Source organism: Pedobacter sp. MR2016-19 (genome assembly GCF_014947265.1).
GTDB lineage: Bacteria > Bacteroidota > Bacteroidia > Sphingobacteriales > Sphingobacteriaceae > Pedobacter.
Window position 1 is genome coordinate 109416 of the sequence record NZ_JADCNK010000010.1, and the last position, 20455, is coordinate 129870.

24 protein-coding genes are annotated in these 20455 nt (G+C 37.8%); 9 read left to right on the top strand and 15 right to left on the bottom strand.

Going from position 1 to position 20455, the window contains the following annotated elements:
• Nucleotides 1-68: 68 nt before the first annotated feature.
• The 13 genes from IM793_RS14490 to IM793_RS14550 form a co-directional block, all read right to left on the bottom strand.
• Entirely contained in the window at nucleotides 69-341 is a 273-nt protein-coding gene (locus tag IM793_RS14490) for a Txe/YoeB family addiction module toxin (RefSeq protein ID WP_227256263.1), read from the bottom strand.
• On the bottom strand, nucleotides 341-595 hold the full coding sequence (locus IM793_RS14495) for a type II toxin-antitoxin system prevent-host-death family antitoxin (RefSeq protein ID WP_193422505.1): 255 nt from the start codon (nucleotides 593-595) through the stop codon (nucleotides 341-343). The genes IM793_RS14490 and IM793_RS14495 overlap by 1 nt, the downstream gene beginning before the upstream one ends.
• Before the next feature lie 174 nt (nucleotides 596-769).
• Nucleotides 770-1174 (bottom strand): hypothetical protein, encoded by a 405-nt coding sequence (locus tag IM793_RS14500; protein WP_193422507.1) that lies wholly within the window; start codon nucleotides 1172-1174, stop codon nucleotides 770-772.
• A gap of 61 nt (nucleotides 1175-1235) precedes the next feature.
• Nucleotides 1236-2693, bottom strand: a complete 1458-nt coding sequence (locus IM793_RS14505; RefSeq protein WP_193422509.1) for a nicotinate phosphoribosyltransferase — start codon at nucleotides 2691-2693, stop codon at nucleotides 1236-1238.
• Between the two features lie 20 nt (nucleotides 2694-2713).
• Nucleotides 2714-3445 carry a metallophosphoesterase family protein gene (locus IM793_RS14510; protein ID WP_193422511.1) on the bottom strand — a complete coding sequence of 244 codons (732 nt, stop codon included), beginning with the start codon at nucleotides 3443-3445 and terminating at the stop codon, nucleotides 2714-2716.
• Between the two features lies 1 nt (nucleotide 3446).
• On the bottom strand, nucleotides 3447-3989 hold the full coding sequence (locus IM793_RS14515; RefSeq protein WP_193422513.1) for an RNA 2'-phosphotransferase: 543 nt from the start codon (nucleotides 3987-3989) through the stop codon (nucleotides 3447-3449).
• Nucleotides 3990-3992: 3 nt separating this feature from the next.
• On the bottom strand, nucleotides 3993-4511 hold the full coding sequence (locus IM793_RS14520) for an O-acetyl-ADP-ribose deacetylase (RefSeq protein ID WP_193422515.1): 519 nt from the start codon (nucleotides 4509-4511) through the stop codon (nucleotides 3993-3995).
• A gap of 154 nt (nucleotides 4512-4665) precedes the next feature.
• Nucleotides 4666-5223 (bottom strand): NADAR family protein, encoded by a 558-nt coding sequence (locus tag IM793_RS14525; RefSeq protein WP_193422517.1) that lies wholly within the window; start codon nucleotides 5221-5223, stop codon nucleotides 4666-4668.
• Entirely contained in the window at nucleotides 5204-6157 is a 954-nt protein-coding gene (locus tag IM793_RS14530; protein WP_193422519.1) for an ADP-ribosylglycohydrolase family protein, read from the bottom strand. Before IM793_RS14530 ends, IM793_RS14525 begins: the two co-directional genes overlap by 20 nt.
• 11 nt (nucleotides 6158-6168) lie before the next feature.
• Complete coding sequence (locus IM793_RS14535; protein ID WP_193422521.1) at nucleotides 6169-6654, bottom strand: nucleoside 2-deoxyribosyltransferase domain-containing protein; 486 nt, start codon at nucleotides 6652-6654, stop codon at nucleotides 6169-6171.
• A 6-nt stretch (nucleotides 6655-6660) separates the two neighbouring features.
• Nucleotides 6661-7494, bottom strand: a complete 834-nt coding sequence (gene prs / locus IM793_RS14540) for a ribose-phosphate diphosphokinase (RefSeq protein ID WP_193422523.1) — start codon at nucleotides 7492-7494, stop codon at nucleotides 6661-6663.
• Between the two features lie 68 nt (nucleotides 7495-7562).
• Nucleotides 7563-8255: an NUDIX domain-containing protein gene (locus tag IM793_RS14545; protein WP_193422525.1), complete on the bottom strand. Its 693-nt coding sequence runs from the start codon at nucleotides 8253-8255 to the stop codon at nucleotides 7563-7565.
• A gap of 71 nt (nucleotides 8256-8326) precedes the next feature.
• Nucleotides 8327-9889, bottom strand: a complete 1563-nt coding sequence (locus IM793_RS14550) for a L,D-transpeptidase family protein (protein WP_132394851.1) — start codon at nucleotides 9887-9889, stop codon at nucleotides 8327-8329.
• A gap of 275 nt (nucleotides 9890-10164) precedes the next feature.
• Here IM793_RS14550 and hisG point away from each other — a divergent pair, with 275 nt between their 5' ends.
• From hisG to IM793_RS14595, 9 genes are all read left to right on the top strand, one after another.
• Nucleotides 10165-11016 carry an ATP phosphoribosyltransferase gene (hisG, locus tag IM793_RS14555; RefSeq protein WP_029278663.1) on the top strand — a complete coding sequence of 284 codons (852 nt, stop codon included), beginning with the start codon at nucleotides 10165-10167 and terminating at the stop codon, nucleotides 11014-11016.
• A 49-nt stretch (nucleotides 11017-11065) separates the two neighbouring features.
• Nucleotides 11066-12385: a histidinol dehydrogenase gene (hisD, locus tag IM793_RS14560; RefSeq protein WP_193422527.1), complete on the top strand. Its 1320-nt coding sequence runs from the start codon at nucleotides 11066-11068 to the stop codon at nucleotides 12383-12385.
• A gap of 148 nt (nucleotides 12386-12533) precedes the next feature.
• Complete coding sequence (gene hisC, locus IM793_RS14565; RefSeq protein ID WP_193422529.1) at nucleotides 12534-13580, top strand: histidinol-phosphate transaminase; 1047 nt, start codon at nucleotides 12534-12536, stop codon at nucleotides 13578-13580.
• 31 nt (nucleotides 13581-13611) lie between these two features.
• On the top strand, nucleotides 13612-14796 hold the full coding sequence (gene hisB, locus IM793_RS14570; RefSeq protein ID WP_193422531.1) for a bifunctional histidinol-phosphatase/imidazoleglycerol-phosphate dehydratase HisB: 1185 nt from the start codon (nucleotides 13612-13614) through the stop codon (nucleotides 14794-14796).
• Between the two features lie 187 nt (nucleotides 14797-14983).
• The gene (gene hisH / locus IM793_RS14575) at nucleotides 14984-15577 is read left to right on the top strand and encodes an imidazole glycerol phosphate synthase subunit HisH (RefSeq protein WP_193422533.1); all 594 of its coding nucleotides are present in this window, start codon (nucleotides 14984-14986) and stop codon (nucleotides 15575-15577) included.
• Nucleotide 15578: 1 nt separating this feature from the next.
• Nucleotides 15579-16328 carry a 1-(5-phosphoribosyl)-5-[(5-phosphoribosylamino)methylideneamino]imidazole-4-carboxamide isomerase gene (hisA, locus tag IM793_RS14580; RefSeq protein ID WP_134203919.1) on the top strand — a complete coding sequence of 250 codons (750 nt, stop codon included), beginning with the start codon at nucleotides 15579-15581 and terminating at the stop codon, nucleotides 16326-16328.
• A 91-nt stretch (nucleotides 16329-16419) separates the two neighbouring features.
• Nucleotides 16420-17175 (top strand): imidazole glycerol phosphate synthase subunit HisF, encoded by a 756-nt coding sequence (gene hisF, locus IM793_RS14585; RefSeq protein ID WP_193422535.1) that lies wholly within the window; start codon nucleotides 16420-16422, stop codon nucleotides 17173-17175.
• Between the two features lie 109 nt (nucleotides 17176-17284).
• Complete coding sequence (gene hisIE / locus IM793_RS14590) at nucleotides 17285-17887, top strand: bifunctional phosphoribosyl-AMP cyclohydrolase/phosphoribosyl-ATP diphosphatase HisIE (protein WP_193422537.1); 603 nt, start codon at nucleotides 17285-17287, stop codon at nucleotides 17885-17887.
• 74 nt (nucleotides 17888-17961) lie between these two features.
• Nucleotides 17962-18858: a WD40 repeat domain-containing protein gene (locus tag IM793_RS14595; protein WP_193422539.1), complete on the top strand. Its 897-nt coding sequence runs from the start codon at nucleotides 17962-17964 to the stop codon at nucleotides 18856-18858.
• A gap of 6 nt (nucleotides 18859-18864) precedes the next feature.
• Here the strand turns inward: IM793_RS14595 and IM793_RS14600 are convergent, their stop codons facing one another.
• Together IM793_RS14600 and IM793_RS14605 are read right to left on the bottom strand one after the other, a co-directional pair.
• Nucleotides 18865-19530 (bottom strand): carboxypeptidase-like regulatory domain-containing protein, encoded by a 666-nt coding sequence (locus tag IM793_RS14600; RefSeq protein WP_193422541.1) that lies wholly within the window; start codon nucleotides 19528-19530, stop codon nucleotides 18865-18867.
• 95 nt (nucleotides 19531-19625) lie between these two features.
• A complete protein-coding gene (locus IM793_RS14605; protein ID WP_193422543.1) occupies nucleotides 19626-20411 on the bottom strand; it encodes a C40 family peptidase in 786 nt (261 codons plus the stop codon).
• Nucleotides 20412-20455 lie beyond the last annotated feature (44 nt).

Genomic DNA, 20455 nt, shown 5'->3' on the forward strand with positions numbered 1-20455 from the left:
TTAGTAATTATTATCAATGTTACTATGTTTTGGTAAGAAGTGATGCTAAACAATAGGAATATTCAGGCTCATTTGTCACCATAATGGCCAGCAGCCGACAAAACCAATACACTTATCGTTTCGCCATTTATTTGATAAACCAATCTATGCTTTTGCGATATCCTTCTAGAATATAAGCCAGATAAATTATATTTCTTCAATTCTGGCTTCCCGGTTCCAGTGGTTGGATGCTCGATAAGCTCCAATAATAATTTTTGAACCTTATTATAAGCAATTGAATCTGTTTTCTTTAACCACTTAAGATCTTCTATTGCCTGGGAAGTGAACTCCAGACTATACATTATAAGTCTTTAAGAAACTCTACTAAAGCATCTTTTCCTGTGACCTTAGTAACTTCTCCATTTTTTGCCTGCAAAAGTGATTTTTCAATCTTTTCGACCATCTCTTTTGAAAAATAAATGTCATCGTTGGTAATTGGTGTTATTGAATACGCTTTATTTTTGCCTCTTTGAACAATAATCTGTTCCCCACTATCGGCCATATCCATATATTCAGCCTGTTTTTCCCTAAATTCTCTGCTGCTTACTACTAACATAAATTTATTTTAGTGTACCATATTGGTACAAATATACAATTTTATATTATTACATCTTATCCCAACTGGTAGGAAAATGCACGACTGAAATTTCATGTCAAAGATTCTTCACTGCGTTCAGAATGACAATTAACGATGAAAAGCGAAATTTAACTGGTCCTAAATAAGATTAAATCAATAACTAAACCCCGGAAACTCGATATTTACAATTTTCCAGCCACCGTTGTACAGCGCGAAATACAGCTTAAAAGGTCCGCTTACAATTTTCGATTGTTTTTGAATAACATCTCTGTAACCTGCAACCCCTTCAACAAAGCCCATGCCTTTACCCTCATTCATTAATTCAAAATTAACATCGATGATATCGTATCTGCCGCCAACATATTCATCGGACCGACCGAAAACACCTTTCAAACGCCCGATAATAACATCCTTACCAATAATTTTATTACCTGGAAGAATGAAAAAATCATTCAGCTCGTCTGTAATGGCCTTCGATTGTTTAAACCAGGCGTTTATAAATCTGATGGCACTATTTACAATATCGGCTTGATGGTTAAATGTGGAATTGTTCTGCATGGTATCTTTCAAAAAATTAATCGACCAGCCAAAGACCGATCGATTAAAAAACTTGGCGAAGTTAACTATTCTTTAGCCTTTCTCTAATCTCGGCAAGAGAATAATCAATTAACAATTTGCCATCTCTGAAAACTTCCTTCAATTCGCCCTTTGCTTCTTCCTCCCAGGTGCATTGGTCTTTCAATTCGTAATCTCCAGTGGCATTTTTAAAAATCTGCAGTAAACCTTTAGCCGATTTTTTGGTACCATCGTCGGTAATTGGATCTTTAAATATCTCACGACCAACACCATCAACCTCGCCATAAGTGGCTTTCATTGCAAAACCAAAGGTATCGCGGGTATTGTACTGATAGGTGAAAGACCCGATACCAAAAACTACATTGGTTGAGGCAAAGCCTTTTGCTTTTAAACGTTCGCAGATTTGTGTAGCCCTTTCGGTAGTGATGCTATCACCATAAATGGCACCAATCTGTGGAACCAGTTCTTTAAATCCTTTTTCGTTGGTTTTTCCACCAAAAACATCCCAAAGCAGTTCAATTACGCCCTTTTTCTCATTTTCGCTTTTGCCACTGAGGTTTCCGCAGATGATATCAACCGGATCTCCTGAATCTGGCCTGATTACTACCTTACCTGGACGCGCGATAATATCATCTTTTAAAACAGGTAGATACTCCGTCAGCACCTTCCATAAATCCCAGGTGTCGGAAACAATGGAAACAATTCCTTTCGGGTACACTTCTAAAATCAGTCTTTTAAAAGTTTCAAGTTCTCCGGTATTGGTCCCCATACACATTACCGAATGCTCTGTAGCAGCTACCGAGCCACCGATTAATTCTTTATCTGAATCTGCCTTGTAATATTCTTCTAAAAAATCAATAGCCGGGATGGTATCTGTTCCTGTAAAACTCAATAAATGCCCTGCTGCCGAAGTTACCGCAGCTTCTATTCCACCCATGCCGCGCATAGAGAAATCGTGCCCCTGCCAATCTACAAATTCGGGAACGGATGAAGTTTCTGCTGCATATTGATCCAAAATAGTACGGTACTGTTTTGCGATGGTAGCAGAATTGCATGGCAACCAAACCACTGCTGATAGTAATGTCTCGAAATAATTGGTCAGCCAGAAAAATTCAGGTTTGGTATTATACATCGTAAACATCGGCACACGCAAAGGCACTTCTGCGCCTTCTGGCAGCGATTTAAATACCATTGGGATATAACCCAGATCGTGTAGGTCGGCAATATGTTGCGTACCTACCAGGTTTTCGCCCAGGTAATTATTGATCCTGCGAGCATATTTCTTTAAAATTTCTTCCTTTGGCTGTTTAAAGAAATTTTGATTAAAATCTTCAATGATGTATTTTTTGATAAAATACTGCAAACCAAAAAGCACCACATGGTTTACATTTTCTAGCCTGCTTTTTCTTGGCGTCCAGTTAGAATAAACCAATGTGGTATTTTCTGGGTACTGTCTGCGGTGGTCAACTTTATAACCGTCTGTTAATAATAATGGATTCATGGTTTTGATGTATTTAAATATTATTTATTTCTTCCTTTTTCGTTCGGATATAAGCTTTGTAATATATCGCTCTGCCAAAATACTTTGGTTTCGATATCTAAACAAGTCAATTTTCCGGTAAATGCAGCACCGGTATCGATATTCCAAACATTACAGCCCTGCATTGGTACATTAACATTGTAATAAAGCGTTGGCGTATGGCCGATGTAGATTTCATGATAGAGCAATAAACGTTTCGGATAAATTGCGGAGTCCTTTTTAATTCGGGTATCCATGGTCAGGGCCATTTCCCAAAGAGTGCGATCCCAAGAATAATTGGAAGAATAGCGCTCCTTTTCTGGTCCGTGCATGGAAGAAAAACCGGCATGGATAAAGAGGTTGTTCTGCCCATCTACATAATAATCGTGCATCCGTTCAAAGAAATCAAGGTGTTCCTTTCTGGTCACATAAGATAAGTCTTGATAACTCTCCATGGTTAATTTACCACCGTGAACAAACCAAACCTCATCTACAATATCTTTTTCCAACCAGTCGATACACCAGGCATCGTGATTGCCTTTGATAAAGATGCATTGATGACTTTTGTCTAACTGCATCAGGTAATCGATTACCTGCGCCGATTCGCTCCAACCATCTACATAATCGCCAAGGAAAATCAGTTTGTCGTCTTTTGTTACTTCTGCACGCTCAAATAACTGAACGAGACCTTTTAATCCCCCGTGGATATCACCTATTACTAATGTTCTGCCCATTTTAAAACGTGATATATTCAGCAGGCACAACATCTGTAAGCCACACATTGTTGGCCGATAAATAAAATTTATAGCCCGCCTTGTGCATCTCTCCACTATTAATAGTAAGGATAACCGGTTTTCCCCTTCTTCCACCTACTTTATTCGCCGTTTCCTTGTCGGCACTTAAATGCACATGCTGTCTGCTCATTTTTTGCAGCCCTTGCAATTTAATATCCGTTAGGAACTTTTCAACTGTACCATGATACAAGTATTCCAAGGGTTCAGTTTCATTTAAATTTAATTCTACTGAGATAGAATGCCCTTGATTTGCCCTTATTTTGGTTTTATCCGCGTTAAAGGCAAATCTTTTTTTGTCGTTATTTTCAACAACGTATTGAAGCAGTTCAAAATCTAATGTTAGATCATAAAGATCGAATTTGGCAATCAGTTCATTCACATCTGCCCAGCCATTTTCATCGAGCTTTAGCTTTATGGTTTCTGGCGAATGTCTCAAAATATAGCTCAGCAACTTGCTGATTCCTTTAGTTATTTTAGTGTCCATGACTCAAGTGTTATTAATTAACTTCTCTTTGTAGAGCTGGTAATTTTCATCGTCGAAACAAACGAAGATTACCTTTTCTATTTTTTCTTTTTGTGTAAAATTATTTACTGCATTAATGGCAATATCTGCTGCTTTATCTTTAGGGAAATGATAAATTCCCGTACTGATATTAGGGAAAGCAATAATTTTAACATCATTTTCAACAGCTAAGGTTAAACTGTTTCGGTAGCAATCTGCAAGCAAAGCATTATTTTGTTCCCTTTCTCCGTTCCAAACTGGCCCAACCGTATGGATGACATATTTTGCAGGTAAATTGCCTGCCGTAGTGATTACTGCATTTCCGGTCTTGCATTTCCCTTGTTTATTTCTGATAGCTACACAAGCCTGTAAAATTGCTTTACCACCCTTTCTGTGAATGGCACCATCAACTCCACCTCCACCTAGCAACGAACTATTTGCCGCGTTAACAATAGCATCGGCTTTAATTGTTGTTATATCGGCTTTGATTAGGGCTAAAATCATTTTTTGAATTTTTATTTATAAACTATTCCACCACAAGCTTTCTTAAAAACATCGTCATTTCGAGCGTAGCGCAACGCAGTCGAGAAAATCTATCTAAATAGATCTCTCCATTCCGCTGCGCTTCAGTCGAGATGACGGTCGATTGAAAAATATTTCATTGATCATTAATTTTATTAATTGATATCTCATCCCTAACATCCATCAGCGCAAAGCCTAACAGGTTTAAACCTTTCCAATTTCCGGGAAATAAAGCATTTGAATTATCTTCTGCCAAACCGATCCCCCAAATTGGATCAACCGGACTGGCTTCGGCCAGCACTTTACCTTTAGTTTGCAAAAGAAAAGATTTCAAATCTTCGTTTTGAGAAAACTTAAGCAAGTTACCCTGTTTTACTATTTCGTATTTATGAGCATCCCATTTTACAGCATCGAAGTTTCTGATCTGTCGACCAAGATCTTTTACATCCTTAGGAGATTCTTTTGTTAGTATTTTCCTAAAAATCTCCTGATCATGAAACAATAAAGCCTTTTTCGCCATCATGTAATGTTCGGCTGTTTGATAGATGATGTCATTTTCAATAAATGGAGATGGCCACCATTGACTTAAACAAGCTTTAGAAATCGTTCCATTTTTCGGAGACTGATGCCCCCAAAAAAACAGGAATTCAGAATTCGCTTTTATATCTGCAATATTATATTTCTGCTTTTTCATAGACATCATTCATTTTTTCACAGAGTTCTTCAATTTCATTTTTTTTAACAATTGTACTAAGCCATTTTTCAGGAATAGATTCAAAACCATAAATTAAACCTGCCAAACCACCTGTAATTGCCCCAGTTGTATCAGTATCGTCACCAAGATTAACTGCTTTTAGAACGGCATCCTGATAAGTTCCGGTAGTGAGGATACACCATAAGCTAGCCTCGAGACTGTGCAACACATAACCAGAAGAATAAATCTCGTTTTCTGGAACCGTAGAGATATCATTCATCAAAACCCGTTTAAACAGATCAATTTCCTTTTGTTCAAAATCATTCTCTGCAATAAACTTTTTAAGCTTAATCTGAATATTAAAGTATGCCTCTCTTTTATCAATTCCTTTTAATAGTTCTAAGCCATAAACAACATAGATAAAACAGGCAAAAGCAGAACGGAAATGGGCATGGGTAATGGATGAAACCTCTTTTACGCGGTTAAAAATAACCTTAAGATCCTTTTCATCCTGCAAATAAAACAACAAAGGCAAAATCCTCATTAAAGATCCATTTCCATTATCCATTTCAGATGCTCCACCACATAAAATCGGATCAGCGCCATGCTTTATCATTTTAATGGCTTCATCTGTTGCTATACCGATGTCGAAAACTTTTCCATGAGGGGTCCAAATCTCGGCATTAAACCACTGAAGGAATTTCTGTGCGATATTATCTAAATTATAACCACTACACAGGCTTTCGGCTAAGCAAAACGTAAGCGAGCTATCATCACTCCAGGTACCTAACGGCTGATCATGAACACCATACGCCTGCATATCCTTTACCGGAAATCTTTTTAAAAATTCCCTTTTCTTAAATTCTACTGGCACTCCCAATGCATCGCCAACTACCAGGCCGAATATTGAACTATGGATAACTGTGGTTTTCATTTTTTTTGAGTTTATTTAATATTTACAAACTTTTTAAGCTTTGCAATTACAGCAGCGCTAAGCTCATCGAAGGTAACGTACTGGTCAATTCCTTTCCTTTTACAAACGATATCAATATTCCCTTTTCTCCAAAACCCTTCTTCACAACAAACCATTAATTTGCCAGAATCAGCGAATAAACCTAACTCCATCATCGAAATTGGCGATTTGGAATTCGCTTCAAGGAACAACAAAATCACATCAGCATTTTCCATGGCATCTAATTCCCAATTCACCTGCTCACTAAACTGTTTATTTTCGATACTCTGTGTCCAGGTGTGATCCCAGGATTTTCTTCTTGGATTGAAAACGATTACATCATCCAAAGTTTTTTCTTTATTGGCCTGATCAATAAATTTCTGTTGCCAATCAATCGAATGCCCCATGTCGATTGTTCCTGCTAGGAATACCGATACATTTGATGGTGCAAGAATCGCTGGTGGAAGTATCGTTCTCATATTATTTTATAAAATTTCCAATAGTTTTATTTGTGTTACCCCTTCATGATCAACTTCTTTGATCGAATCTGTTGTAAAAATTTGCTCGAAATACTTACCTAATTCATCAAAGCCTTTGCTAAATATGCCGTGACTAATCGCTAAATAAAGTTTGCCGGCATTTTTAGCTTTTAATGCTTCTGCCAAGCCGATAAATGTACCGCCACCATCACAGATATCATCCACAATCAAACAATCGGCACCAGCTAAATCTTCAGCATATACTTTAAATCCCGAAAGTTTTCCCGTTTTCACATCGCGGCTTTTTGAACACTCTACCACTTCTGCACCACCTAAAAATTCAGATACTTTATAAATTTTCTTTAAAGCACCACCATCAGGAGAAATGAGTTTTACTTCAGTTCCAATTTTTGCAGTTACCTGTTTTATAAATTCGTGATTGGAAACTGTCACACAGTTATTGAGCAAGGCTGGCGTTACTTCGCTATGCGGATCAAAAACGGTAACACTTGCCAAAGCCATGGCATTAATGATATCAGCATAAACTTTCACCGATAAAGGCTCACCAGGAATCATTACCCGATCTTGCCTTGCTGCCGGAAAATATGGAATAAAAAGTTCGATTTCTTTTACGCCCATTCTTCTCAAGGCATCAACCGTAATGCAGATCATACCTAAATCATTAAAAGAATTTATTCGGTGTGTAATGGTAACCGGAAGGCTGGCATCAAAATTATTTGAAATTTTAATGTGTGGTTCGCCACCTGCAAATAAGAAAGATTTGTATTCGATTAAGTTATTTTCGCCTAGCGGAGTAAAACTTGGATTAAGATTCAACATATATTTGCGTATTATTTACACAAATATAAAAATCATTTTTAGAATACAAAAAATTATTTGTGTTTATTTTACGCAAACCTAATATCGAACTGGAAATTTCCCTTTAAAAGCTGGTTATATTTTGTCTTATCGAAGGTGAAAAGTTTGCCTGGTCTGCCACTGGCACCCATTTTAACCACTTTATCGGTTTCTGTAACAATTCCAAAACTTAGAATTTTTTTTCTGAAATTTCGTCGGTCTATATCTCTTTCTAAAATGGAGCAATACAGATTTTCAAGATCGGAAAAGAGAAATTCCTGATCCAACAGATCAAAACCGATCGGTTGGTATGTGAGTTTGCTTTTTAAACGTTGATGAGCGAGATTAACCATTTCATTGTGATCGTAGCCCAACTTTGGAATTTGAGCAACAGGAAACCACCTGGCATCTTTAGCATCAGTATCGGCTTTTAACACAAAATTTTTAGGATTAACCAGTGCAAAGTAAGCGACAGAAATTACCCTAAATCGTTCGTCACGGTGAATATCATCACCAAAAGTACCCAATTGCTCCAGGTAATTTACGGTTATGCCGGCCTCTTCTTTAAGTTCTCGCTCAACTGCCATAAGCAATGGCTCGTTGTTTAAAATAAATCCACCTGGTAAAACCCATCTATCGGTCAGTTTACCAAATCGCTGCTGAACAGCCAACACATAAAGTGTTCCTTTTTCGTAGCCAAAAACAATGGCATCAACAGCAATTTTAATATTTTGATCGATCATCCCTTAATTTATGTTAAAACAACACAAAGTTAATCGTTTTAACCAAGAAGATCGAAACTGTTGATTAAATTCTACCTGAACTTTTTCATTGCAGTCCAAAGTTTTTCATCCATACCATACACATCAGGTCTGTATTCGATCCTGTCATTTTGCGACCAGGCAGTGATATAGGTAATGATTAATGGAACATTTTTCTTTGGGGCAAACCAAGCTGGTTTTAATTGAAATGCTTTAGTGGTATCTGCCTTTTGGGCCATGCGCTTTTTATACCATTTCATATGCGTACTATCTATCGGTGGTAAATCTACCTCTGCCCTAAGCTTATCATACGCATAAGAATCTTTCACCAAAAGTGCGGCAAATTCTAACGGCTTTTCGATGCGTACACAGCCGTGACTAATCGCTCTATTGGTTAGGTTAAATCCGTTCTTATTATTGGTATCGTGCAGGTAAATACTCGAGCTGTTATCGAAGATAAATTTGAACTTCCCTAAGGCATTTCCACCACCTGATCCCTGCTTAAATTTGAAGGGCAATTTATCACGAGAATACCTGTTCCAATTGATGGTATCAGGCTCACCAATTAGCTTGTCTTTATAGTAAACTTTAATGTTGCTGTTCGATAAATAATAAGGATCTTTTCTTGCCATCCAATAGATCTCACTTTGTGCAATACTTACCGGAATATTCCAGATTGGATTGGCCTGAATGGAATTGATTTTACTGAACAATAATGGTGTCTCATGATTCTTCGGTTTGTCATCTAAATTACCCGATTTTGCAAAGGCTTTTAGCTTATCTTCATAACCATTCTCACGCTTGCCACCAACACAAACTTTCATCGTAATTACGGTATCTGTTTTATCGAGCCAGGTTAATCTAAAATCAGGAATATTTACCTGCACATAGTTACCTCCCGTCTCTGGCATTTTCCAACGGAAACGTTCCATATTCAATAATAAAATACGCTTCTCACTTTCCACATCTGTATTTAAATAGGCAGACTGTAAAGCTTTATATTGAACAGATTTTGGTTGAACAGATCTTAAGGTATCCAAAAGACTTTTACCACTTAAAAGATTAATCATCCCCAAGCTGTCAGGGCGTTTTACTTTAATGTAATAACGCGAAAAGATAGTTCGGGGATTTACGACCCCATATTTAAGGTAATTATTATAGTTTAAATAAGCATTTGCCGAAAGCAGCTCTAATTTGGCAATTACAGGATAACTTTCCTCAACTTTTTTAAACTTATTGGCGGCTAATACTGCTAACAAGCTTTTAATTTCATCTCCTTTAAAGATCTTTGGGTTAAAGCCATGCACCTTGCTTTGATCTAAATAACTCACTAATGAATCTAATTCTCCATTAATATAGAATTGCGTAACCAACTTAGGTTGAGCATTATTATTGGCATAAAATGCTTTTATAGTTTTAGGATTAACGAACTTGCCCGAAAGACTGTCCATTGTTTTCACAAAAATACTATCATAAGCTACAGTATCGAAATCTTTGTAGATTTTATTCTTAAAATGCTCAGAAAGCACTTTCCCAATCTCTGGTGGGCTTTTAAACCACCCACAGGCAGAAATGAACAAAACAAAGGGCAGAATTAGAAAGCGAAACTTTTTCAAAAGAGTAAGATTTTAATACAAAATATGGGTTATTAGCAATAAAAACAGCATAATGGCAAATTAAGTGCCATTATTTTTTGTTTTATCATTTCAAACACTATATTTGCCAGTGCTTATCAGCTAACGTATTGATACTGGCAGAAATAATTTATGAATTTAACTTTGAACCATCACTTACATTTACACCATCGCCGATAGGCGATATGATATGTTTGTTTTGTACTTCAAAACTTTTTTCCGTAAAATAATTTCTTGTTCACTCTATATTCAATACTTTGAAAACACTTAAAATCGCTATCCAGAAGTCGGGTAGGTTAAACGAAAAATCTGTAGAAATACTTAAAAACTGTGGTTTATCTTTCGAAAACTACAAAAGCTCACTCATCTCAACCGTTACTAATTTTCCTTTAGAAATCCTTTTCCTTCGCGATGATGATATTCCTGAATATGTACAAGACGGCATTGCTGATCTGGGTATAGTTGGTGAAAATGTAATTGTAGAAACCAAAGCCGAAGTAGATTATCTTCAAAAATTAGGCTTCGGAAAATGTACTTTAAAAATAGCTGTTCAGGCCACCAGCAATATTCAAAAACTGGAAGAATTGAACGGCAAAGCGATTGCTACTTCTTATCCCGTAATCCTCGAAAAATTCTTACAGGAAAAGGGTATTAAATCCGATATCAGAACCATTTCCGGATCGGTAGAAATTGGTCCTGGTTTAGGTTTAAGTGATGCCATTTTTGATATCGTATCAACAGGCGGAACATTGAAGAGCAATGGGCTAAAACCATTCGCTGATGTGATGCAATCTGAAGCGGTTTTAATCGGAAACAAATCGATAGCCGACAATCCGGAAGTTGCAGAATTGCTTCAACGTATCCGATCTGTACTCAGTGCAAAATCTAACAAATACGTGGTACTAAATGTATCAAAAGATAACCTTCAAAAAGTAGTCGATTTACTTCCAGGGGTAAAAAGTCCAACGGTAGTTCCGCTCTTCGAACCAAACTGGGTTGCTGTTCATTCTGTAATTGCCGAAGAAGATTTCTGGGATAAAATAAACAGCTTAAAAGCAGCAGGTGCCGAAGGTATTTTGGTTATGCCAATTGAGAAAATAATCAAGTAAAATCGTTTAAATTCACATTAACTATTAGTTAATTTAAAATTATAAAACATTGAAAATCTACAATTATACAGATTTATCTAAATCAAAAATTGAAGAACTTTGTTCTAGGCAGATTGAAGACGATAAACTGGTTGAAGAACGGGTAACCGACATCATCAACACGGTAAAAAAAGATGGCGACCAGGCACTTTTCAACTTCGCCAAAGCATTTGATAAAGTTGATTTGGAGAAGCTGTTTTTAAATGCAGAAGAATTAAACGCAATTGCATCTACCATACCAGCTGAAGCAAAAAATGCAATTGATACGGCTTATCAAAACATCAAAACTTTTCACCAATCGCAGTTAAAAACTGAGGACAAAATCGAAACGATGCCAGGCGTTGTGTGCTGGCGAGAATCGAGGGCAATTGAAAAAGTGGGGCTTTATATCCCGGGAGGAACAGCTGTTCTACCGAGCACATTTTTAATGCTTGCCACACCTGCAATCATTGCAGGTTGTAAAGAAATCGTGGTGTGTTCTCCTCCACAAAGTGATGGCAAAACCAATTGTTATCTGGCTTACTGTGCCGTGCTGCTGGGGATTGAAAAATTATTCTTAATTGGCGGCGCCCAGGCCGTTGCGGCAATGGCCTTCGGAACGGAAAGCGTACCACAGGTATATAAGATCTTTGGTCCTGGCAACCGCTATGTAACCACAGCAAAAACGATGGTTCAAAGTAAAGTGGCCATCGATATGCCTGCCGGACCATCAGAAGTATTGGTCATTACCGATGAGACTGCCAATCCGTCATTTGTTGCTGCTGATCTACTTGCACAGGCAGAACATGGAGCTGATAGTCAGTCTATTTTAGTATCTACTTCTAATCAGATCATCGCTGAAACCTTAAAAGCAATTGAAAATCAGCTTGCTATTCTTCCTAGGAAGGAGATCGCTGCTAAAGCAATAGCCAATTCTTATGCCGTTTTAGTTGAAAACCTGGATGAGGCAATGCAATTTTCGAATGAATATGCACCAGAGCACTTAATATTAGCTACGGAGCATTTCAAAAGCATAACTCCATTGATTATCAACGCAGGATCGGTATTTTTAGGCAACTTTACACCAGAGAGCGTTGGCGATTATGCCTCTGGAACCAACCATACTTTACCAACCAGTGGCTTTGCAAAAGCTTATTCTGGAGTATCTACCGATGCTTTTCTGAAAAAGATCACCTTTCAGCATCTATCGGCTGATGGATTAAATAACATTGGCGCTACAGTTGAAATACTAGCTGCCGCTGAAGGCCTGGAAGCACATAAAAATGCTGTTAGTATTAGATTGAACTTTGAGTCCGGAGTTGGAAGTCAGAAGTCAGAAGTCAGAAGATAATAAACCATAAAATGAAAATCGGTGTAATCCCACAATCTGTGCAATCATACCGAAGGAAAAGAACAAAACAATCGGTGTAATCACATAATCTACGTAATCAAACCGAAGGAAAAAGAATTAAGTAATCTGTGCAATCATTTTAATTAACATGGACATTAACGATTTAGTAAGAGAAAATATAAAAAACCTTCGCCCCTACTCTACCGCTAGAGACGAATTTAAAGGTCAGGCATCTGTTTTTTTGGATGCAAACGAGAACAGTTATGGTTCGCCATTACCCGCTAATTATAACCGTTATCCTGACCCATTGCAACTTGATTTGAAAGATGCAATCAGCAAAATAAAAGGTGTACCAATTGAGAATACTTTTTTAGGAAATGGTAGTGATGAAGCGATAGATTTATTGTTTCGCGCATTTTGTAATCCTGGAAAAGATAACGTAATTGTGCTGCCGCCAACCTATGGGATGTACGAAGTTTCGGCGAATATAAATGATGTAGAAATACGCAAAGTTAACTTGCTTCCAAACTTCCAATTGGACATGGAAAAGATCGCAGAAACAATTGATAAAAACACGAAATTAATCTTCATTTGTTCACCAAATAATCCGACTGGAAATTCGATAAACCGCGAAGATATTGAAACCATTTTAGCCAACTTTAATGGCATCGTTGTAGTGGATGAAGCGTATATAAATTACGCCCGTCAGAAGACCTTTATTCAGGAGTTAACCGAGTACGGAAACCTGGTAGTTTTGCAAACTTTTTCGAAAGCCTGGGGACTTGCCGCTTTGCGTTTAGGCATGGCATTTTCGTCAACAAAAGTGATCGATGTTTTGAACAAAATTAAGCCTCCTTATAACATCAATCAGGCCACGCAGGATCTGGCTTTCGAAGCCTTAAAAAACATCGCTCAGGTGAACGAATGGATTAAAGAATCTGTTGCAGAAAGAGACCGTTTAAGCAAGGCTTTAACCGCACTAAATATCGTCAAAAAAGTATATCCTTCTGACGCCAATTTTATCCTGACAGAAGTTACCGATGCCTTAAAAATTTATGATACTTTAGTGGAGCAAGGCATCATTGTACGCGACCGATCTAAAGTAACTTTATGCGAAGGATGTTTAAGGATTACAGTGGGTACAAAAGAAGAAAATGACCAATTATTACAAATACTAAGCACCATAATTCTTTAAAGGAATTAACACTTAAAAGCTACATTAATTTATGGAACAAAATATAAATACACAACTCCCTGTTCCCCCTCAAGAGGGCAAGGGGGTAAAAGTATTGTTTATAGACCGCGATGGAACCTTAAATATCGAGCCTGATGATGAACAGGTAGATAGTTTTGCAAAGCTTAAATTTTATCCGCGCTCGTTATATTATTTATCTAAAATTGCGGCCGAGCTGGATTATGAACTGGTAATGGTAACCAATCAGGATGGACTGGGTACACTTTCAAATCCCGAAGAAAATTTCTGGCCGATCCATAATTTCATGTTAGATACTTTTGAAGGGGAAGGTGTTCATTTTAGTGAGATTGTGATTGATAGAACTTTCGCAAAAGACAATGCTCCTACCCGTAAACCTGGCACTGCTTTATTAACAAAATATTTCAGTGAAGATTACGACCTGAAAAATTCTTTCGTGATCGGCGATCGCTTAAATGATGTCGTTTTGGCCAAAAATTTAGGTGCCAAGGCGATTTTTCTCCGCCAGAATGATGCATTAGGTTCTACTGAAGCGCTAGATAAGCATGAAACTTTATTGGATGTGATTATTCTGGAAACCAGGAAATGGGAAGATATCTACAACTTACTTAAAGCAGGAAGCCGAAAAATTCACCACGAGCGTAAAACCAACGAAACCGACATTACCATTAATCTGGATCTGGATGGAACAGGAAAAGCAAAGATTGAAACGGGTTTAAACTTTTTCGATCATATGCTCGATCAGATTGCCAGACATGGAAGTGTAGATTTAGAGGTAATTGCTAAAGGCGACTTACATATTGATGAACACCACACCATTGAAGATACCGGAATTGCATTAGGTGAGGCTTTTGCCAAAGGCTTAGGCAATAAACTGGGCATTGAAAGGTATGGTTTTTGCTTACCAATGGACGATTGTCTGGCACAGGTTGCCATCGATTTTGGAGGAAGAAACTGGATTGTTTGGGATGCTGAATTTAAACGCGAAAAGGTTGGCGATATGCCTACGGAGATGTTTTATCATTTCTTTAAATCATTCAGTGATGCTGCAAAATGCAATTTAAACATAAAAGCAGAAGGCGATAACGAACATCATAAAATTGAGGCCATTTTTAAAGCATTCGCCAAAGCAATCAAAATGGCAATCAAACGCGATGCAGAGAAAATGGTGTTACCGAGCACAAAGGGAATGTTATAAGAAGGTGGAAGGCTGAAAGGTTTATGGCGGAGGGTTTTAAAGCCCATTCGCTGTTAAATAAACCCGATAAAGCGGAATAGCCCGCAGCGTAGCGAGGACTATAAGCGATAGCGGGACTACAGGCCCTATGAAAAGCTGACTTTCATTTTCAAACCTCATAAATAAAAGGAATCTGAAATACAAAACTATGGTTGGAATTATAAACTACGGAGCAGGTAACATCTTCTCCCTTACCGCAGCTTTAGATCGCTTAAACGTAACCTACGGCATGGTAAATACAGAAAATGACCTCGAAAAATATAGCCACATCATCATTCCTGGTGTGGGCCATGCTGGTGCCGCCATGGAAAAGTTAAAGGGAACGGGCCTGGTTGAAGCCATTAAAAAATTGACGAAACCCGTTCTTGGTATCTGCGTAGGCATGCAGCTCATTACGGAACACTCAGAAGAAGGTGATGCCTCCCTGTTGAATGTCGTTCCGGTTAAAACCAAAAAATTCGATAAGTCACTGAATATCAAAATACCACACATGGGTTGGAATGCGGTTAGCCCGAAAAACAATTCATTATTTGAAGGTGTTGAAGATAATACACAATTTTACTTTGTGCATTCGTACTTTATTGAATATAACCCTACTTTTGACATTGCATCTGCTGATTATGGTTTGAAGTTTTCGGCAGCTGTACAAAAAGATAATTTCTATGGCGTTCAATTTCACCCCGAAAAATCGGGAAAAGCCGGCGAACTAGTATTAAAAAATTTTTCAAACTTAAGCTTATAAAATGTACATAATACCCGCTATTGATATTTTGGATGGAAAAGTTGTCCGTCTCCGTGAAGGCGACTACAACCAAAAAACAGAATATGATGTTTCTATTCCCGAAATGATAGAAAAATATCGTTCAAATGGTACAGATTTCATCCATATTATTGATTTAAATGGAGCTAAAGGTGATTTTAGCAATCAAAAAGCACTTTTCGAAATTATCAAAAAAACAGATATGAAAGTGCAATATGGCGGAGGGATCAGAACCATTGAGCAGGTTACCAATTTGCTTGATGCTGGAATACATCGTGTAATTGTGGGTACACAGGCCATTACCAATCCTGATTTCTTACCTCAATTAAGCGAAGCTTTTGCTAAAAAGGACGATTACGCCAACCGCATTGTCATTGCAATAGACGTTTTGGATGAAGTAATTAAATATTCGGGCTGGATGGAAAGCTCACCAATTAAGCTGATGGATTACGTTGACAAATGTCTTTCGTTAGGGTTTTTCCGTTTCTTATGTACCGATATCAGCAAAGATGGAAAACTCGGTGGCGCAGCGATTGAATTGTACCAAAAACTACTGGAACACTCACCTATGATCAAACTAATTGCTTCGGGTGGTGTAAGTTCGATGGACGATATCTACGAACTGGCTAAATACCCGATTAGAAGTGTGGTGGTAGGAAAAGCGATTTACGAAGACCGTATTACCATCGAAGAAATTAAAGAGTGGAATTTGAAGGCCTTGAGTTCGATTTAATTCCATAAATATTTATGTCATCCTGAAGAATGAAGGATCTGCACCCGATGAAAAGGATGCTTCGTTCCTCAGCATGACAACCAAACAAAATATGCTTTCAAAAAGAATAATTCCTTGTTTAGACGTTAAAGATGGCCGTACTGTAAAAGGCGTAAACTTTGTTGATTTACGCGATGCGGGTGACCCGGTTGAACTGGCTGCACAATACGCACAACAAGGTGCCGACGAATTGGTTTTCCTGGATATTACCGCTACACACGAGCGTCGGAAGACGATGATTGAAATGGTAAAATCAGTTGCCCGCCAATTAAATATTCCTTTTACAATTGGTGGAGGGATAACCGAAATTGCCGATGCCGAAGCGTTATTAAATGCAGGAGCCGACAAGATTAGCATCAATTCGGCCGCGGTTAGGAATCCTAAATTAATTGAAGACCTTGCTAAAACCTTCGGCGTACAGTTTGTGGTTTTAGCAGTCGATACTAAACATGTAAACGGCAAAAACATGGTCCACTTAAATGGCGGCAGGTTAATTACCGAACTGGAAACCGAAAACTGGATTAAACAGGCTGAGGATTTAGGCGCAGGAGAGATTTTGTTAACTTCTATGGACCACGATGGCACGAAAGCAGGTTTTGATTGTGGATTGCTCAGTAAAGTAAATCAAATGATCAATATCCCGATTATAGCATCAGGCGGGGCGGGTAGTAAGGCGCATTTTACTGAGGTTTTTCAAAAAGCCAATGTTGATGCCGCACTTGCAGCATCGGTATTTCATTATGGTGAAATCCTGATACCTGATTTAAAGCAAGAATTAAAAAGGAATCATATTCCTGTTAGAATATAATAATACACTCGTCATTGCGAGGCACGAAGCAATCCTAGTGCTATAGGTTCGAAACCTGCAAAAGATTTAAGATTGCGTCGTACATAGCAATGACGAAAACATCATAAAAATGACAATTGACACCAATTCCCTTGATTGGGAGAAAACAGAAGGTTTAATTCCGGTAGTTATTCAAGATTATAGAACGCTAGAGGTTTTAATGCTGGGCTATATGAATGAAGAAGCTTTATCTAAAACGCAAGCTGAAGGCAAAGTAACATTCTTTTCGCGCTCTAAAAACCGCCTTTGGACCAAAGGAGAAACCAGCAATAACTTTCTGTTTGTTAAAGAACTTTTTGTAGACTGTGACAACGACACCATTCTGATCAAAGCGGATGCTGTTGGTCCAACCTGCCATACCGGTAGCCGCAGCTGTTTTAAAACAGATTTTAACCAAAACTTTATTTTCGAGCTCGAAAACATCATTAATGATCGATATGAAAATCCGGTTGAGGGTTCTTACATCAACAAAATGCGCAACAAAGGTTTAAATAAAATTGCGCAAAAAGTTGGAGAAGAAGGTGTAGAAACGGTAATTGCTGCACTTGCTGAAACAGAAGAAGAACTCATTGGAGAAGCATCAGATCTTGTTTTCCACTTATTGTTTTTATTGAAAGAAAAAGGTTTATCTATTCAAGATATAGCGAAAAATTTAGAAAAAAGACACAAATAAGGTAGAGGACTGGAAGGTTGAGGGTTTAAATATCCTTCAACCCTCCAACCTTCCCTCCTTCCAACCTTCCCCACATGCTCAAACACCTACACACCCTACCCGGACATCAAAACCCTGTTTACGCTTTAGCCAATGCTGGTGAAGACGACATATTTTTCAGTGCTGGAAATGATAAGGGCGTGGTAGAATGGTCGCTACTTAACATGGCTTTTGTGAAGGTGAAAATGCCGGTACAAAGCTCTGTTTATTGCCTTCATTACTACAATGAGCAATTGTTTGTTGGAGAACGCAGTGGCGCTTTTAGTGTTTACGACCTGAAAGAACAAAAGGTAATTTTAAGGATTAATGCGCATACCAAACCTATTTTCAATATACAAACAGTAAAAAGTAAAAATGAGCTTTTAACCACTGGCGAAGATGGTACGCTTGCGGTTTGGTCTTTAAATGATTTTAAGGAAATTTACCGCTTCCAGGTAGCTTACGATACCGTGAGGGCCATTGCAATTGCACCAAATGAAAATGAAGTGGCTTTCGGCTGTAAAGACCACCTGATCAGGATTTATAACCTTGCCGATTATAGCTTAAAACAAACTCTGGAAGGGCATTCATTGCCTGTTACCTCTTTGGCTTATCATCCCACAGGCAAATATTTAATTTCAGGGAGCAGGGATGCACAATTAAAAATATGGGATCTCCCGAATTATGAACTTAGGGAAACCGTTCCGGCACACATGTTTACCGTGTATGATATTGCCTTTCATCCTAACCATCCGTATTTTGCTACAAGCAGTCAGGATAAAAGCATTAAACTCTGGGATGCAGAAAATTTTAAATTATATAAAATTTTAAGCTTAGAAAAGGCAGGTATTGGCCATAGCCATTCCATCAATAAAATTATCTGGAGCCATGATGGCAAATATTTGATTTCTACAGGAGATGACCGGCAGGTAATGGTTTGGGAGATGGAGTAGGTTTAATTAGCCATTTAGCAACTGACTTATTCGCTCTAAAAATGTAGGTTGCTTAATAATGGCCAATCCTCCTAAAACATAACTATCCATCTTCATTTTTATAAAAATAACTTCATCTCTCACCAGCTTTACTTTTACATGTTTAGTTTCATAGCCAATATATCTTAAATCCAGGAAAATCTTATTCTTAAATTCCTTTCTATCCAGCTTAAACTCAAATTTTCCATTTCGATCTGTAACTGTTGTAATTTTCGAGCCTGTAATCATTACAGTTGCACCTATAATTGGGAGTTTATCATCCCCATCAGTAACCTTGCCTTGCACCGTGACAAATCCGTCTTCAGAATTTCCTTCTAAAACATCATCTTTTAAAGATTTTTTATTATCGGTCTGGAAGGTTGGATACGAGGAAGAAATATTTGCATTAACCAATTTTGGAAAGCTTAGCAATGCTAATAATGATGCGGCAACCAGGCTAGGTTTAAATCGGCTAGTTGTAAAATCCGATTTCATATGAATTAAACGATCAAGCTGCTCAGGTTTAAATCTCCCACAGCTACTTCTATGATTTTCATTAAACCAGTGTTTCAGCGCTGCATCTGTGAAGCGAGTAAAGTCAATTACAGGTTTTTGGCAGGAACCACAAAATTTACCATTTACATTGGTTTGCATGCCCTCCCATTCTTCATGGCAAGGTTTGGAGATCTGGATTTTAAATTTAGATGGCATAAAAAATGTATCTTTTATATAGGATACATTTTTGGATGCTATTCCACAAAACGTTTAATAATTCTCAATTTATGCGAATATTTCCCCAGTTCTTTATTAAAAATTCCCTGATCATCAATTGGATCGATTTTTACTTTTGCTGAGGAATGGATGATTTCATTTGGGCTCAGCATAATGCCTACGTGAGTGATCCGGCCTTCATCGTTATCAAAAAAGGCAACATCACCAGCTTTGCACTCAGCCAGAAAACCGACTAGCTCTCCTTGTTCTGCTTGTTGTGAAGCATCGCGGTTTAGTTTAATGTCCAACATTTTAAATACGGTTTGTACAAAACCAGAGCAATCTAAACCAAATAAATGCCTTCCTCCCCATAGGTATGGGATATTTTGAAAAAATTTGGCCGTTTCGCTAACCCGATCAGAAAAATTTACGACACTATTATCGTATGCTTCGAAATTCAGTTTAAATTTTTCTTCACCTGCATAACAAAAACCGTCTTTTAAAAAAGGAAGGTTACTGGCCGGACTTAAATGATAAGAACTGCCATCAGCTGCAGTTAAAACATTATTGAAACTTAAAGGGGCCAATAATTTACAATCGTGCATTTCTACAAATTGATCCTGACTGATTGGTGCTAACTGCCTGAAATCTATCCAGCCTTCATAACCATCATAACCATTTTGAATCAGCCACCACCGGTCTTCCTTCTGAATAATTTCGACATGATCGCCGAATAAAAGCTGCGAAACAATTTCTGCTTTATCTGATGCATCTGCTCTTAAAGGCGCCACAGCAATCCTACAAATACTGTATTGATTTTCCATTTAAACTTGCTCGTTAAACTATTGTAAAACTAATAAAATACATT